This is a genomic window from Pectobacterium sp. IFB5596, from assembly GCF_021432585.1.
Classification (GTDB): Bacteria; Pseudomonadota; Gammaproteobacteria; order Enterobacterales; family Enterobacteriaceae; genus Pectobacterium; species Pectobacterium punjabense.
This window is the reverse complement of record NZ_LXFY01000001.1, coordinates 220,961-237,004: the sequence shown is the minus strand read 5'-3', so window position 1 is coordinate 237,004 and position 16,044 is coordinate 220,961. Positions and strand designations below refer to the sequence as shown.

Annotated in this window: 15 protein-coding genes; 7 read left to right on the top strand and 8 right to left on the bottom strand. The window is 48.7% G+C overall.

The annotated features are described in order from the left end of the window. The first annotated feature begins 208 nt into the window (after window positions 1-208). The 3 genes from A6301_RS01190 to yciA all read left to right on the top strand — a co-directional run bounded on the left by A6301_RS01190 (window position 209) and on the right by yciA (window position 2,171). On the top strand, window positions 209-961 hold the full coding sequence (locus A6301_RS01190; protein WP_107170406.1) for a YciC family protein: 753 nt from the start codon (window positions 209-211) through the stop codon (window positions 959-961). Between the two features lie 198 nt (window positions 962-1,159). Further along, the gene (locus A6301_RS01185) at window positions 1,160-1,726 is read left to right on the top strand and encodes a septation protein A (RefSeq protein ID WP_107170407.1); all 567 of its coding nucleotides are present in this window, start codon (window positions 1,160-1,162) and stop codon (window positions 1,724-1,726) included. 22 nt (window positions 1,727-1,748) lie between these two features. Beyond that, a complete protein-coding gene (gene yciA, locus A6301_RS01180) occupies window positions 1,749-2,171 on the top strand; it encodes an acyl-CoA thioester hydrolase YciA (RefSeq protein ID WP_010275288.1) in 423 nt (140 codons plus the stop codon). Between the two features lie 110 nt (window positions 2,172-2,281). Here yciA and tonB read toward each other — a convergent pair whose 3' ends face one another. Beyond that, window positions 2,282-3,037: a TonB system transport protein TonB gene (gene tonB / locus A6301_RS01175; RefSeq protein WP_107170408.1), complete on the bottom strand. Its 756-nt coding sequence runs from the start codon at window positions 3,035-3,037 to the stop codon at window positions 2,282-2,284. Between the two features lie 265 nt (window positions 3,038-3,302). Here tonB and A6301_RS01170 point away from each other — a divergent pair, with 265 nt between their 5' ends. Both A6301_RS01170 and A6301_RS01165 read left to right on the top strand, forming a co-directional pair. Then, the gene (locus tag A6301_RS01170) at window positions 3,303-3,599 is read left to right on the top strand and encodes a YciI family protein (protein WP_215483078.1); all 297 of its coding nucleotides are present in this window, start codon (window positions 3,303-3,305) and stop codon (window positions 3,597-3,599) included. 130 nt (window positions 3,600-3,729) lie between these two features. After that, window positions 3,730-5,403: a Tar ligand binding domain-containing protein gene (locus A6301_RS01165; RefSeq protein WP_205542381.1), complete on the top strand. Its 1,674-nt coding sequence runs from the start codon at window positions 3,730-3,732 to the stop codon at window positions 5,401-5,403. Window positions 5,404-5,493: 90 nt separating this feature from the next. Here A6301_RS01165 and A6301_RS01160 read toward each other — a convergent pair whose 3' ends face one another. Further along, window positions 5,494-5,670, bottom strand: a complete 177-nt coding sequence (locus A6301_RS01160) for a YciY family protein (RefSeq protein ID WP_133169874.1) — start codon at window positions 5,668-5,670, stop codon at window positions 5,494-5,496. Between the two features lie 187 nt (window positions 5,671-5,857). Here A6301_RS01160 and cls point away from each other — a divergent pair, with 187 nt between their 5' ends. Then, window positions 5,858-7,318, top strand: a complete 1,461-nt coding sequence (cls, locus tag A6301_RS01155; RefSeq protein ID WP_205542380.1) for a cardiolipin synthase — start codon at window positions 5,858-5,860, stop codon at window positions 7,316-7,318. A 253-nt stretch (window positions 7,319-7,571) separates the two neighbouring features. Beyond that, window positions 7,572-7,895: an HI1450 family dsDNA-mimic protein gene (locus A6301_RS01150; protein ID WP_005968702.1), complete on the top strand. Its 324-nt coding sequence runs from the start codon at window positions 7,572-7,574 to the stop codon at window positions 7,893-7,895. A gap of 319 nt (window positions 7,896-8,214) precedes the next feature. On the opposite strand, the gene oppF is transcribed toward A6301_RS01150, so the two are convergent. From oppF to oppA (A6301_RS01120), 6 genes are all read right to left on the bottom strand, one after another. Continuing rightward, complete coding sequence (oppF, locus tag A6301_RS01145; protein ID WP_107170412.1) at window positions 8,215-9,243, bottom strand: murein tripeptide/oligopeptide ABC transporter ATP binding protein OppF; 1,029 nt, start codon at window positions 9,241-9,243, stop codon at window positions 8,215-8,217. Then, window positions 9,240-10,235, bottom strand: a complete 996-nt coding sequence (locus A6301_RS01140) for an ABC transporter ATP-binding protein (RefSeq protein WP_107170413.1) — start codon at window positions 10,233-10,235, stop codon at window positions 9,240-9,242. Before A6301_RS01140 ends, oppF begins: the two co-directional genes overlap by 4 nt. Before the next feature lie 11 nt (window positions 10,236-10,246). Beyond that, complete coding sequence (gene oppC, locus A6301_RS01135; RefSeq protein WP_107170414.1) at window positions 10,247-11,155, bottom strand: oligopeptide ABC transporter permease OppC; 909 nt, start codon at window positions 11,153-11,155, stop codon at window positions 10,247-10,249. Between the two features lie 11 nt (window positions 11,156-11,166). Continuing rightward, window positions 11,167-12,087 (bottom strand): oligopeptide ABC transporter permease OppB, encoded by a 921-nt coding sequence (oppB, locus tag A6301_RS01130; protein ID WP_005968711.1) that lies wholly within the window; start codon window positions 12,085-12,087, stop codon window positions 11,167-11,169. A 54-nt stretch (window positions 12,088-12,141) separates the two neighbouring features. After that, window positions 12,142-13,779 carry an oligopeptide ABC transporter substrate-binding protein OppA gene (oppA, locus tag A6301_RS01125; RefSeq protein WP_107170415.1) on the bottom strand — a complete coding sequence of 546 codons (1,638 nt, stop codon included), beginning with the start codon at window positions 13,777-13,779 and terminating at the stop codon, window positions 12,142-12,144. Window positions 13,780-13,970: 191 nt separating this feature from the next. Next, a complete protein-coding gene (gene oppA, locus A6301_RS01120) occupies window positions 13,971-15,569 on the bottom strand; it encodes an oligopeptide ABC transporter substrate-binding protein OppA (protein WP_233671775.1) in 1,599 nt (532 codons plus the stop codon). Window positions 15,570-16,044 lie beyond the last annotated feature (475 nt).

The window sequence follows — 16,044 nt, the reverse complement described above, 5'->3', positions numbered from 1 at the left end:
CATGGAATTGATCCAGATCAAAAACGGCATGACGAATAAATTGCGTCATTAATGATGAGGAAAATGGATATGCGTAACCCTGCCACATTGATCCTCAACGAAAGTAAAAACAGCATTGCATCGCTAACGGGGTGCCACAGCGCGAATTAACAGGTTACAATCGCGAGTTAAGTTCTTTCTGTCGATTTATCTTTTCCAAGGAGCCTTCATGCCTATCACGGCTAACACGTTGTACCGTGACACGATGAATTTTACCCGTAACCAGTTCATCAGCATCTTAATGATGTCACTGTTGACGGCATTCATTACTGTCATACTGAATCATGCACTATCGCCTTCTGGAGACGAGTTACAGATTCTGAGCAGTTCCAGCAGCGATCTGTCATCTTCTGTCGAATCTGGCTTAATGGACTTGATTCAGCAGATGACGCCGGAACAACAAACCGTGTTGCTGAAAATGTCGGCAGCAGGCACTTTTGCTGCATTAGTAGGTAATGTGCTGCTGACAGGCGGGGTTCTGATGCTGATCCAACTGGTTTCTGGCGGACACCGCACCAGCGCTCTACGCGCTATTGGCGCATCCGCACCTTTTTTATTCCGCCTACTTTTCCTGATTCTGCTGTGCACGTTGCTCATCCAACTTGGTATGATGCTTTTGATCATCCCTGGCGTATTGCTCGCTATTGCACTGAGCTTATCACCGGTGATTGTGGTAACGGAAAAAAGCGGGATTTTCAACGCGATTAAAGTAAGTACTAAGCTCGCCTATAGCAACTTACGCGCTACAGCGCCCGCCATCGTGATGTGGTTGCTGGCTAAAATCGTTATTTTGCTGGTCGTGTCAAAGTTACCTATTTCCTCACCCACGGTACTCGGCGTGGTTCTGAACGGCTTGAGCAACTTGATCTCCGCCATTCTGCTGATTTATCTGTTCCGCCTTTATATGTTGCTGCGCGCATAACTACCGCTCCCAGCCTATGCCACACCGGTGGTGGCATAGGCTTAGCAATCCTTTGGCCGTTACCGACCCATTCGTAATTTTCTGCAAATTATTACAATATCTCGGGAATGGTGATCCACAATAAAGGATAATGGCATGCGCTATCGGGTAACTCTTGCGGGTTATGATTACGACACAGTTGAGTGATGGATTGACATAATGAAGCAACTTCTTGATTTTATACCGTTGGTCGTTTTTTTTGCGGCCTATAAACTTTATGACATCTATATTGCATCGGGTGCGCTGATTGCGGCAACGGCGCTGTCACTCGCGGTCACCTGGGTGATGTACCGTAAAATAGAGAAAATGACGCTGGTTACCTTTGCGATGGTCGTCGTTTTTGGTTCGCTAACGCTGGTATTCCACAATGATCTGTTTATTAAGTGGAAAGTGACCATCATCTACGCCTTGTTTGCCATTGCCCTGCTGGTTAGCCAGTTTGTCATGAAACAGACTCTGATTCAGAAGATGCTGGGTAAAGAGTTGACCTTACCGCAGCCTGTCTGGGGGAAACTGAATTTCGCCTGGGCCATGTTCTTTCTGGTGTGCGGATTGGTTAACATTTATATTGCTTTCTGGCTACCGCAAAGCGTTTGGGTAAATTTCAAAGTCTTTGGACTAACCGGTGTGACGCTGCTGTTTACGCTGGTTTGTGGCGTCTATATTTATCGCCACTTACCTAACGACCAAGAGAAATCAGAAGAAGAAAAAAGCGAGCTACAGTAATCGCTAAACCGAGGCATACACAATGAGCACACAAAACGTGTTACCACAGGGTGAACTGGTTCTCCGTACGCTGGCAATGCCAGCTGATACCAATGCGAATGGGGATATTTTTGGCGGCTGGTTGATGTCGCAAATGGACATCGGCGGTGCCATTCTGGCGAAAGAAATCGCCGAAGGGCGCGTCGTTACTGTACGGGTTGATGGGATGTCGTTCCTAAAACCCGTTGCCGTCGGCGATGTGGTTTGCTGCTATGCGCGTTGCTTACGCACTGGCCGTAGCTCTATCAATGTCAACGTTGAAGTCTGGGTAAAGAAAGTGTCGTCTGAGCCAATTGGTCAGCGCTATCGGGCCACCGAAGCGTTATTCACTTACGTCGCCGTCGATGAAGAAGGCCATCCACGTGAACTGCCAGCCGGTAAAAGCAACTTCACGCCAAGCGAGTAATATCAGACTGAGCGCTTGCTGCATCGACACGATTTCACCCGTTCTATAATGAAAACGGGGCATCATCTATCAAAGACGATGCCCCGTTTCTTTTTATGTATTGGCGGGTATTATTCGACCGCCGCCCCGCCATCAATTTTAAACACGATGGTCACAACCAGATCTTTACCTGGCTTGCTCGCTTCGTAACGCCATTTACGCATCGCCTGTTTGATGTCACGTTCAAACATATTGCGCGGCTCAGCAGAAAGTACCCGAACGTTGTCAACGCGCCCGGATTCATCCACATCAAACTGCATTTTCACTCGTCCTTCAACGCGTAACGAGAACGCGCGGGCTGGATACTGTGGCTGCGCGCGGCTCAGCGGACGTGGCCCACTCGACTGTGAGCTTGCTGCTGGTGCTGGTGCCTGTTTCACTGGCGCATTATTGACATTGCGCGTCGGCTCTTCGCTGGTAAACGGCGAAGGCGGCTGTTTTTCAACGGTCGGTTCACGCTTAACCGGCTTCGGCTGCTCCACCTTCTTCACGGGCTTAGGCTCCGGTTTAGGTTTCGGCTTGGGTTTTGGTTCAGGTAACGGTATCGCTACTGGCTGCGGCACGGGTTCCGGTTCTGGAATCGGTTCCGGCTCAGGTTCTGGCTGCTTAACGGGCTCGGGTTCAGGGGCTGATTTGGCAACAGGTGCCGCTTCGTAGGCTGCGGGATTCACCATTACCACGCTGATAGGTTTAGACTCCTGCGGTAATTCAATTGAATTATTAAACGAAGCGTACAGCAAACCTGCAATCAGTGAACCGTGGAAACCAACTGAAAGTATGAATGGCCATGAGTAACGACGGGTTAGAAAAAATTTTTTTTGCGGCATAGTCTGTCTTTATCCTCTTATGCCGCCCAAGTTTAAATGCAAATAGCAATCATATTCAATAACAACCCGTGGAATTGTAAAAAAAACAGAAATTGTGGGGGGATTACTCTGGCAAATCAACCTATTGTCCTCGAGCTATTGTCTTCAAACAACATCACGTATGATAGTAGAAACACGTTTCTCTTACCGATAGTGTTTGGCCGTTGGGGGAACCGTACCCGGAATCCCGAACGCGAGAATTTACCTTCCTACCCGTGAGGCCACTATGCTCTATGTCATTTATGCTGAAGATAATGTTGATTCCCTGGCAAAACGCCTGTCGGTCAGACCAGACCATCTTGCCCGTTTACAGATATTACGCGATCAGGGTCGGCTGATTACTGCTGGCCCTTTACCCGCTATCGATAGCGAAGATCCCGGTCAGGCTGGTTTTAGCGGTTCTGTCATTATCGCCGAATTCGCATCGTTGGATGAAGCTACGGCGTGGGCCAATGCGGACCCTTACATCGCGGCTGGCGTCTACAAACACGTTAGCGTGAAACCATACAAAAAAGTGTTTTAAGAGTTCCGTTGATACAGGTCATGATAGTACGAAAAATCATGACCTCTTGCCCCCACACCAAAAGCTGAAATATTTTAGTCATTTAACAGTGATAGTTTGACCGCTATTCATCTATAGAGGGTCAACAATCATGTTAATGCCTGCGGTTTTGCGAAACGGAATTGCTACTATCCGCCGCCGTCATCGCCTAAGTATTCTCTCCGGATTGTTATTGATCATTGGGCTATTTTCTTTACTGCAATTGGTTTCTATCGGCGTCATTTCTCAAACGATGACTCAAGTTAGACAGGATATTTCCGCGAACGAGGGGCTGCGCCAGCAACAAGCGGTAATGGATAAAGCACGGATGGAAGTGATGAATGCCAGCGACAAACTCAACCGCGCGGGTATTTATCTGTTGGTAGATAAAGAAACAGGCTCTGAAGGCAGCTGGCATAGCCTGATGGATGAAGCGGAAGTCTCTCTAAAACAGGCACAAGCGCACTACCAATTACTGGGAACAGCCACGACGAATGAAGCAGACACACCAGCCTTTGTCGATTTGAAGAAAAGTTACAACCAGCTTTATTCCGGGCTTGTCGAGCTGGCCGAGGGAATCAAAACGACCAATCAGATCGATATTTTCTTTGCTGTCCCGGTTCAGGCCTACCAAAGCGATTTTACTCAAAAATATTCGCACTATCTGCAAGATACCGATGCGCTACAAAAGCAGCATGGCCAACAATTCTTATCCTCTCTCGATCGCGCGAAAACCATTTTCATCACGGTTCTGGGGCTCTTATTGGCGATCGCGATCGCTGTGTGGATTGGTGTAAATCGGGTCATTATTCGCCCGCTGACACAAATTATTACCCATTTAAAACGGATCGCCGCTGGCGATCTATCTCACGCGGTCAACGCAGAAACCCGCGGTACACGCGAAGTTGAACAGCTCAATACCAACGTCATTCAAATGCAGGAAGGTCTGGTTACATTGGTCAATCAAGTTCGTCAGGGCGTTGACCACATGGTGACACAGGTCGATCGCGTCGCTGCGGATAACCAACAGCTTTCCGAACAGGCAAATCGCCAATCCCGCGAACTTAAAGCCACGACGGAACACATTATTCAGCTCAGCCAACATCTGGAACAAAATACGCTGCATACGCAACAGGCCAACTTGCATGCGGAAGATACCAGTAAAATTGCCACACAAGGTGAAACGATGATGAATGACGTCAAAGCGGCGATGTCAGATATCGCAGGCAGAACGCGAGAAATGACGGAAGCGATTGGGATGATTGAGAACGTAGCATTCCAGACCCACATTTTGTCTTTGAACGCAGCGATTGAAGCCGCACGGGCTGGGGCAATGGGGCGCGGGTTCGCCGTTGTCGCGCGAGAGGTTGGCACGTTGGCTTCGCAAAGCAGCCACTCTGCACAGAACATCAATGTGCTGATCCGTGATTCAGACAACAGCGTAACCGCAGGAACGCGGCTGGTAAACAAGCTGAATGATAGCCTACAAAACATCATCCAAACGGCGAAAGGAACAGGCACGTTTCTGAGCGAGATCTCGGAAATATCGCATCAGCAAAATGAAAGCATTCATGAAGTGACTGCCCGGCTCAGCACACTGAACGACACCGTCAGAGAAAATGCGGGTCAGGTTGAAGCTTCCGCGCACACCTTCACCTCACTGCTGGAGCAAACGGAACGTCTCAGTACCTCGGTATCGTTGTTTATCCTTCCCTCGACAGAGCATGACGTTAATTCGATGATTGACCAGAGAGAAATAGTTCAGCGCATTCCAATGATGGGATAAGCCGATAACGGCATAAATCAGTGCCTTGATAACAAAATACCGTGATAAAAAATAGCGACCATACTTCGGGTCGCTATTTTTCTCACTGACTTACCACTCGTAGGCTACCGCATAGAGCAATGCCCGCCGTTGGTGCTTCTGCTGCAAATAACGAGCAGAGCGAATATGGCGGTAAGTACGCGATTGCGCTTCCAACCAACGGCCTCTTCTACGCTGGACCTGACGTAACATCCGCCAACGGCCCACTTCATTCCGACTGCGTTTCATGATGCGACTCTTGTTAATACACTCGCGCTGGGCATTATATACCCCTGATACGTGGCGACAATCAGTGAATCGCCCTCTTCGCTCTCTTCTTATTCATAACTTTTATTCAGAGGAAAGGCATTTCCCCTTTTATAAATCTATGCGTACACTTTGTTAATTCTTTGCAGAAGGGAACTGTGCTGCTTTTATGTCGACATTTTATACCGTAATAAGTTGGTTACTGGTTTTTAGCTACTGGTTGCTGATCGCGGGTGTGACCTTGCGTATTCTGATGAAACGCCGGGCTGTACCTTCAGCGATGGCTTGGCTGCTGGTGATTTATATTCTGCCACTTGTCGGTATTATCGCTTATCTTTCGTTTGGCGAACTCCATCTCGGCAAACGTCGAGCTGAACGTGCCAGTAAAATGTGGCCTTCAACCGCTAAATGGCTGCGCGAGTTAAAGGAATACCGTCGTATTTTCGCGACGGAAAACAGTGAAGTTGCTAGCGCGCTATTCCAGCTTTGTGAACGTCGACAAGGTGTGGGTGGCGTCAAAGGCAACCAATTGCAGTTGATGACCACGTTTGATGACACCATTAAGGCGCTATTACGTGATATTGAACTTGCACGTAACAATGTTGAGATGGTGTTCTATATCTGGCAATCCGGTGGGTTGGTCGAGCAAGTTACCTCTTCCCTGATTGCGGCTGCACGACGCGGAGTACATTGCCGTATTCTGTTGGACTCGGCTGGCAGCGTCCAATTTTTCCGCCAGCATCATCCCGAACTTATGCGCACCGCAGGAATAGAAGTGGTCGAAGCCCTGAAAGTGAATCTATTCCGTGCTTTCCTGCGCCGTATGGATTTGCGACAGCACCGTAAAATTATTCTGATCGACAACCGTATTGCCTATACCGGCAGTATGAATATGGTCGATCCTCGCTTATTTAAGCAGGATGCCGGCGTAGGGCAATGGATAGATCTGATGGCACGTATTGAAGGCCCAGTGGCGACCACGCTGGGGATTATTTACTGCTGCGACTGGGAAATGGAGACAGGCAAGCGCCTGCTCCCGCCGCCGCCGGATGTTAACGTCATGCCGTTCGAACAGGAGAGCGGTCATACCATTCAGGTTATTGCTTCAGGCCCCGGTTACCCGGAAGAAATGATTCATCAGGCGCTGCTGACATCCGTCTATTCGGCGCGTAAGCAATTGATCATGACGACGCCCTACTTCGTCCCCAGCGATGACCTGCTACATGCCATTTGTACCGCCGCCCAGCGCGGGGTCGATGTCAGTATTATTGTCCCACACAAGAACGACTCCGTGCTGGTCGGCTGGGCCAGCCGTGCGTTCTTCACGGAACTGCTGGCCGCAGGCGTAAAAATTTATCAATTCAAGGACGGGCTGCTGCACACCAAAAGCGTGCTGGTCGACGGGCAGCTTAGTCTGGTTGGTACGGTGAATCTCGACATGCGCAGCCTGTGGCTGAATTTTGAAATTACGCTGGTGATTGACGATGCCGGATTCGGCACTGATTTAGCCTGTGTGCAGGAAGATTATATTGCCCGTTCACGTCTGTTAAACGCGACGCAGTGGCAAAACCGCCCTTACTGGCAACGCATCGTCGAGCGGTTGTTCTACTTTTTCAGCCCCCTGCTATAAATATCCCCGTCATACTTCAAGCTGCATGTGCGTTGGCAATACTCGGCTCATCTCTGAGCCTCGCCCTAGAGGGCCGCCGCAAGCGGCGTTCAAATTGGCTAAGCAAATTTGTCCTCGCTCACCCCAGTCACTTACTGATGTAAGCTCCTGGGGACTCACTGCGTCGCCGCCTGCCTGCAACTCGAATTATTTAGGGCATACTCCGTTTTCCCGTGTTCTAATAAGGCTATTGGGAATTAACAGGAATTACGTTATGGATTTGAATAATCGCCTGACCGAAGACGAAGCATTGGAACAGGCCTACGACATCTTCTTAGAACTGGCGGCAGACAACCTCGATCCGGCAGATATTTTACTTTTCAACCTGCAATTCGAAGAGCGCGGCGGTGCTGAATTATTTGACCCCGCAGAAGACTGGGCTGAACACGTTGATTTCGACCTGAATCCTGATTTCTTTGCCGAAGTCGTGATTGGGCTGGCCGAACAAGACGGTGAAGAAATTACTGATATTTTTGCCCGCGTGCTGATTTGCCGGGAAAAAGACCACAAACTTTGCCACATTCTGTGGAAAGAATAATTCGTTTCGCCTCAACGCAAAGCGTCTAAAAACGTAGGTGATTCTATTTACGAAACGAAAACGGTGATAATGGAATAGAAGAGTAAAGCGTCCGCGACAGGGACAAAGGCGTCAGGAACGCCTTTGAACGTCGCTTGCGACGGCCCTGCAAGGGTGAATCTCAGGGATGAGATTCATATCTACGCGGCTCGAGCGTACAAGGATGTATTCACAGCGTCTTTACGATCTATCCATTATCAACGCTCAACGTACATTGTCAGCAACGTAAGGCGTCTCCCACAGGAGACGCCTTTTTTACATCAATAGCCGATCAAACGGATTACTGCGCTTCCGTTTCCGGTAACAGCGCCTGCGGATCGACCTTCAGACATGAGACAGCGTGCGCAAAACTCCCTTCCAGTAATGGACGGGTTTTCGAGCACTCAGGGCCGACAACCGGACAACGGGTGCAAAACACGCAACCGGACGGCGGATTGATCGGTGAAGGCAAATCCCCTTCCAGCAGCTGTATCTTCTTGTTACGTTCCTGATCGGGATCGGGAATCGGCACAGCGGACATCAATGCACGAGTATAGGGATGCTGAGGGTTTTGATAGACCTGATCGTAGGTGCCCAGCTCTACGGCATGACCCAGATACATCACTAATACACGGTCAGAAATGTGTTTCACTACCGATAAGTCATGAGCGATGAAAATCAGCGACAGGCGCATTTCACGCTGTAACTGACGCAACAGGTTCACCACCTGTGCTTGAATCGATACGTCCAGTGCCGAAACAGGTTCATCACAGATAATCAGCTTCGGCTCCAGGATCAGCGCACGTGCGATACCAATACGCTGACACTGACCACCAGAGAATTCATGTGGATAACGGTTAATCAGGCTAGGCAGTAGCCCAACCTTCAGCATCATCGCTTTCACACGATCTTTTACCGCCTGCCGATCAAGCTCTGGATGATAAACTTTCAACGGTTCGGCAATAATTTCGCCAATGTTCATACGAGGATTCAGCGACGCCAACGGGTCCTGGAATATCATCTGAATATCGCTACGTGCTGCACGCCACTGATCGGCACTCATGCCCAGCAGGTCTTTCCCCAGCCAAGTGACGCGTCCGTCGGTCGCTTTTACCAGTCCGATAATGGCACGCGCCAGCGTAGACTTACCGCAGCCAGATTCCCCTACCACGCCCAGCGTTTCACCTTCATATAAGCGCAGCGTTACGCCATCGACCGCTTTCAGTTTTTTGGGTGGTTGCCAGAACCACTGCTTATCATCTCTGACATCAAAGTGAACTTTCAGATCGTCCACTTCTAACAACACCTTTTTTTCGTCCGCGTTGTTCATACCACCTCCTCAATCGCTCTAAAGCAGGCGCGCAAGCGGCCATCACCAAAAGATTCCAGTGCAGGTGCACTGTGGCAGACATCCATTGAATAGGGACAGCGTGGCTGGAACGGACACCCTTTCGGCAAACGTAATAGGTTAGGCGGATTACCTGGAATGGTCGCCAACACCTCATCTTCCGCATCCAGACGCGGCACGGCGTTGAGCAGGCCGACGGAATACGGATGGCTCGGATGATAAAAGACATCGCGTGCGACACCATATTCCATGGTGCGCCCCGCGTACATGACCAGCACTTTGTCACAAATACCCGCAACGACACCCAGGTCATGGGTGATCATGATGATGGCAGTATTAAACTCACGCTTCAGTTCGTTCAACAACGTCATTATCTGCGCCTGAACCGTCACATCCAATGCCGTTGTCGGTTCATCGGCAATCAACAATTTCGGACGACATAGCAGTGCCATCGCGATCATCACGCGTTGACGCATCCCACCGGAAAACTCATGCGGATACATTTTCATCCGCTTACGTGCTTCCGGCATTTTGACCGCATCCAACATTTTGACCGACTCTTCAAACGCTTCACTTTTGCTCAGGCGTTTGTGCAACATCAGCACTTCCATCAGTTGTTCACCGACGCGCATATAAGGGTTCAGTGAAGTCATCGGGTCCTGGAAAATCATACTGATTTCTTCAGCACGCAGTTTATTCAGCTGGTTTTCAGGTAAATTGAGAATCTCTTTACCACGAAAACGCGCCGAACCACCAATTCGACCATTGCGGGCCAGCAATCCCATCAGCGCAAACGCCGTCTGCGATTTACCCGAACCTGATTCACCGACAATCCCCAGTGTTTCACCGGCATTAAGCGTGAAATTCAAGTCGTTAACCGCCGTCACGTCCCCATCTTGCGTCTTGAACGTTACCCGTAGATCCTGAACATGTAGCAGCGCGTCGTGCGCGCCAGTTAACTCAATTTTGCTCATGTTGATGCTCCTCAGCGATCTTTCGGGTCGAGGGCATCACGCAGGCCATCGCCGATAAAGTTAAAACAAAACAGCGTGACAACCAGAAACGCCGCCGGATAGAACAGTAACCACGGCGACACTTCCATTGAGTTCGCACCATCATTCAGCAAGGCACCCCAGCTGCTTAACGGTTCCTGCGTTCCCAGACCGAGGAAGCTCAGGAAGGATTCGAACAGTATCATGCTTGGTACTAGCAGAGAGGCGTAAACCACTACCACGCCGAGCACATTAGGAACAATGTGACGTAAAACGATACCGCGCGTGGAGACACCAGAAACCATTGCAGCTTCAATGAATTCTTTACGTTTCAGACTCAACGTCTGACCACGCACGATACGCGCCATGTCTAGCCAGGACACCATGCCGATAGCCACGAAAATTAGCAGCATGTTCTGCCCGAAGAACGTGACCAGCAGAATAACGAAGAACATGAACGGGAATGAGTTGAGGATCTCAAGCAGACGCATCATCACCGAGTCCACTTTCCCCCCCAGATAGCCGGACATCGCGCCATACAGCGTCCCGACGAAAACGGCAACCAGCGCGGCAGCCACACCGACCATCAGCGAAACGCGGCCACCGATAGCAACACGAACCAGCAGATCGCGGCCAGAAGAATCCGTGCCGAAATAGTGTCCAGACGTCATATCCGGTGCGGCTGACATCATTCCCCAATCCGTATCGGCGTAGTCAAATGCAGACAGCATCGGCGCAAACACCACGAAAAGGGTAATCACAGCCAGAACAAACAGACTAGCCAGCGCGGCGCGATTATGGATAAAACGCAGGCGCGCATCTTGCCACAGGCTGCGCCCTTCAATCTCAGACTGCTCAGTGAAGTTCTCTAACGCTTCAACGTTTTTTCGATTCCAAAACATAGCGCCCCCAATTAATAGCGAATTTTCGGATCGATAACAGCGTAGAGCACGTCAATGATCGCATTAAATAAAATGGTTAAGCCGCCGACTAAAATCGTCAGGCTCAATACTAGTGAGTAATCGCGGTTCAGCGCACCATTCACAAACAGTTGCCCGATACCGGGTAAACCAAAGATGGTTTCGATCACCATTGAGCCAGTAATAATCCCAACAAACGCTGGCCCCATATAGGAAAGTACCGGTAGTAATGCGGGCTTTAACGCATGGCGCAGGACAATACGACGCATCGGTAGCCCCTTGGCTCGTGCCGTGCGGATAAAGTTGGAGTGTAAAACCTCGATCATCGATCCTCGGGTGATACGCGCGATGCTAGCGATATAAGACAAAGACAGCGCCACCATCGGTAAAATTATGTATTTCGGTGCCCCGCCGTTCCAGCCACCGCCGGGCAGCCAACGTAGCGTAATAGCGAAAATCAGCACCAGCAGCGGTGCGACGACAAAGCTGGGAATAACCACCCCCGTCATGGCAAAGCCCATCACGGTATAGTCCCATTTCGTATTTTGATTCAGCGCAGCGATCACTCCCGCACTCACACCAAAAACAATGGCAAGAATGAATGCGGCGAACCCTAATTTCGCAGAAACCGGGAAAGACGTCGCGACCAAATCGTTCACGGAATAGTCTTTGTATTTAAAAGAAGGACCAAAATCACCCTGCACTAATTGCAGTAAATAGTTACCGTACTGCGTCAGTATGGGATCGTTCAGATGATATTTGGCTTCAATATTCGCCATCACTTCCGGCGGTAAATTACGCTCACCGGTAAAAGGGCTGCCGGGTGCCAATCGCATCATGAAAAATGAGATGGTGATCAGGATAAATAGTGTTGGGATCGCCTCTAAACAGCGGCGAAGGATAAATTTTAACATTGCTCGTACCTATAAAAGGCTGGCGACATCGTTGCGTGCCGCCAGCCATTATTATTAGTGCTTGATGATATAAAGATCTTTCACATAGACATTATCCTGGGGATCTTTGCCTGTTAAGCCCCCAACATAGGTCTTCACCAAACGGGTATTCGCATAGTGGTAAACAGGTACGATAACTGCGTCTTTATTCAGCAATGCTTCAGCCTGTTGATATACGACAGCACGCTCTTCATCGGTTTTCACCTGTAAAGATTTCGCGACAAGCGCATCAAACTCTTTGCTCTTATAGTGTGATTTATTATTGCTGCTGTTAGACAACATACTGTTTAGGAAGGTAGACGGTTCGTTATAATCTGCACACCACCCGCCACGCGCCAGATCTTGCGTTCCCTGCTGGCGAGAGCTAAGGAACGTTTTCCATTCCTGATTTTCCAGCTTCACATCCACACCGATATTTTGCTTCCAGATAGAGGCGGCGGCAATCGCCATCTTTTTATGAAGATCGGATGAGTTGTAGAGCAAATTAAACGTCAGTGGTTTTTCTGCGGTGTACCCGGCTTCCGCCAGCAGTTTTTTCGCTTCTGCGTTACGTTTTTCCTGTGACCAGGTGAACCACTCTGGGATTTCTGCTTTGAAACCATCGATATACGGCGGTACAAAACCATAGGCTGGAATATCACCCTGATTTTTCACTTTATTGGTCAGAATATCCTGACTTATGCCCAGACGTAACGCTGTTCTTACACGAACATCGTTAAACGGCGGCTTCTGGTTGTTAATTTCATAATAATAAGTGCACAGGTACGGGTTAACCTTCACCTCATCGGGGATCTCTTTCTTTAATTTTTGAAAGAGTTCAATCGGCAGCTGATTGTATGTCATATCAATTTCACCGCTGCGGTAGCGGTTCACATCAGTCACTTCCGAAGAAATAGGCAGGTACGTCACCTGATTGATCACGGTATGTGCGTTGTCCCAGTATTGCGGGTTGCGTTCCAATACCAGTTTTTCGTTCACGATCCAACTTTTCAGCTTGTAGGCACCATTACCGACCCAGTTTTGCGGCTGCGTCCATTTTTCGCCGAACTTTTCAACAACGGCTTTATTAACAGGCGACATCGCGACATAAACCGGCAACTTATAGAAGTAAGGGACGGCTTCAGAAAGCGTGACCTCAAATGTATGATCGTCGATCGCTTTCACGCCTAATGTATCTGGAGATTTTTTGCCGGCGATGATGTCATCGATATTGAGCAGATGACCATATTGCAGGTAGCTGGAGTAAGGCGATGCCGTCTTGGGATCGGCTAGACGCTGCCAGCTGTAGACGAAATCTTGCGCGGTAACCGGCTCACCGTTGGACCATTTGGCATCTTTCCGCAGATGGAATGTCCACACTTTAAACTCTTTGTTATCCCAGCTTTCTGCTACGCCAGGGCTGGTTTTGCCGTTAACATCGGAAATGACCAGCCCTTCCAGCAGATCGCGCGACACGTTAGATTCGGGTACGCCTTCGATTTTATGTGGATCGAGGGATGAAACTTCCGCGCCGTTGTTACGAACCAATTCCTGTTTTTCTGCTAATTGAACGCCTGCGGGAACGGTCGCGGCGAAGGCAGAAACAGCCATCGTACTACTTAACGCCGCAATAATAGCGGCCGCTATTCTTTTTTTAGTTGTGATGTGTGTCATTATTTTCTCCTGTAATGTTTCCGTGTTAGTGATACCTACACGGTTCCTGAGTTAGCGCCCTGTGAGAAAAACGATTAATCGATTCACCCCACCCCCATTCCCACATAGTAGGAATGGGTAAGCATAGAGTAAACACCAAATTAATCGCTGCTCGCTCAATTCATTTGCATCAAACCGTAAACAGCAGCGGATCAATGCTTAATGATATAGAGATCTTTCACCCGAATGTTATCCAACGGGTCTTTGCCGGTTATACCGCCGACATAAGGTTTGACCAGTCGGGTATTCGCATAGTAATAGACCGGTACAATGGCCGCATCTTTATCTAACTGCGATTCTGCCTGCTGATAAATTTGTGCTCGTTCTTCATCCGTTTTCGCCTGAACAGCCTGCGCCATCAGCTTGTCGAACGCCGCGCTCTTATAATGCCCCGTATTGTTGCTGCTATCTGACAACATACTATTCAAGAACGACGTCGGCTCGTTATAGTCTGCACACCATCCGGCACGGGCGACATCATAATTGCCTTGATGACGCGTGCTGAGATAGGTTTTCCACTCCTGATTCTCCAGCTTCGCGTTGACGCCCAAATTCTGTTTCCAGATCGAGGCCGCCGCAATGGCCAGCTTTTTATGTAAATCTGACGAGTTATAGAGCAAATTAAACGTCAGCGGTTTTTCTGCGGTATAGCCCGCTTCCGCCAGCAGTTTTTTCGCTTCTTCATTGCGTTTCGCCTGTGGCCAGGTAAACCATTCAGGGGTATGCGCTTTCAGTCCATCGGTAAAAGGAGGGATATAGCCATAGGCAGGAATATCGCCCTGATTTTTAACTTTATTGGTTAATATGTCCTGATCAAGCCCCATGCGCAGTGCCGTACGTACCCGTACATCATTAAATGGCGGTTTCTGGTTATTGATTTCGTAATAATACGTGCAGAGATAGGGATCGATGTTAACTTCTTGTGGGATTTCTTTTTTTAGCTTCTGGAATAGTTCGATCGGTAATTTATTATTGGTGACATCAATTTCGCCCGCACGGTAACGGTTAACATCCGTCACTTCAGACGCAACCGGCAGATAGGTGACCTGATTAATCACGGTCTTGGCATTATCCCAATATTGGGTATTACGCTCCAACACCAACCGCTCATTCACGACCCAAGATTTAAGGCGATAAGCGCCATTTCCCACCCAGTTTTCCGGCTGAGTCCATTTATCACCAAATTTCTCCACTGCGGCTTTATTTACCGGGGACATGGATGAGTGATTCAGCAATTTATAAAAGTAAGGGATCGGTTCACTCAATGTGACTTCCAACGTCTGGTCGTCGAGTGCTTTTACGCCCAGCGTATCAGGCGATTTTTTGCTGGCAATAATGTCATCAATATTCAACAGATGACCATATTGCAAATAGCTGGCATAAGGAGAAACCGTTTTCGGATCGGCCAGACGCTGCCAGCTATAAACAAAATCCTGGGCGGTAACGGGGTCGCCATTTGACCACTTGGCATTTTTACGTAAATGGAACGTCCAGACTTTAAAATCGCTGCTTTCCCAACGCTCAGCGACACCAGGAATCGGGTGCCCATCAGGATCGGAAATCACTAACCCTTCATAGAGATCGCGCGCAACGTTGGATTCCGGTGTACCTTCTATTTTATGCGGGTCCAGCGATGACACTTCAGCACCGTTGTTTCTCACCAGAACCTGTTCTTTCGCCAATTCAACACCGGCAGGTACATTAGCAGCCTGAACATTCACGCATGACGCCATCACTGCTACGGCAATCATACTGGTAACAAAGTATCGTTTTGTTTTGCGAGTTTTCACTTTATAACGCCCCTGTCTTGATACAACGCCATACCGGACTCTATGCATAAAGATCGTCATCACATAGAGCAGAAAAGAACGCCCATTATCCAAATAAATCATAAGATTATTTTATGAATATATAACGAGTAACAGGTCGACACTCGAAGCTATCAAAAGCGGACACATTCGCCAATATTTTTACATTGATGTTGCTTAATTTTCTTCACCACAGCCCGGTATAGTTCTCATTACAACACGGCGATATAATAATTAACCCCATGATAATCAATGTTTTTTACGCTTAATTTCAAGTAATTTTTAAATATTCAGCAATTTATAGATTTTGAGCAAAAAAACATCGTAGTGGATTTCATCGTTTTCACAGCACAAAAATGATGATGAGCACTTACCTGTCCGCGTCATTATCTGACCAAAATGTTACTATTTTAACAAT